The sequence below is a fragment of the Streptomyces iakyrus genome (genome assembly GCF_000717055.1).
GTDB lineage: Bacteria > Actinomycetota > Actinomycetes > Streptomycetales > Streptomycetaceae > Streptomyces > Streptomyces iakyrus.
Window position 1 is genome coordinate 1 of sequence record NZ_JNXI01000110.1, and the last position, 374, is coordinate 374.

At 65.5% G+C, this 374-nt stretch carries 1 protein-coding gene and 1 pseudogene; both read right to left on the reverse strand.

Annotation, left to right across the window (positions count from 1 at the left end; genetic code table 11):
* Positions 1-158: prephenate dehydratase domain-containing protein (locus OO68_RS48955; RefSeq protein WP_033314733.1), on the reverse strand; the 158-nt coding region annotated here is incomplete at its 3' end.
* Between the two features lie 21 nt (positions 159-179).
* Positions 180-374: pseudogene (locus OO68_RS48960) on the reverse strand (hypothetical protein); the annotation flags it as partial.

Here is a 374-nt window from a genome sequence, read left to right on the forward strand (position 1 = left end):
ATCATGCCGAGATCGGCCTCGCCGGAGGAAATCGCGGCCAGCGCGTCCTCGAAGGTCGGGCAGGGCATCGGCTCGGCGTCGGGATAGGCCTCGGCGATCGCGATGTGGGAATTAGCGCCAGGCTCGCCCTGGAACGCGATTTTCAGCTTTTTGTTCATGCGGGGCTTTTTATCAGTGGCTCAGGCTTTTGCCAGTATTCTGCGGGCAGTTTCGAGGTCGGCCGGGGTGTCGACCCCACGTGGGACGGTGTCGACGATCGTGACGTCGATCCGCATCCCGGCCTCCAGCGCACGCAATTGCTCGAGCTTCTCCTGCTGCTCCAGCGGCGAGGGCGGCAGCGCCACGAACCGCTCCAGCGCGGCACGGCGGTAGGC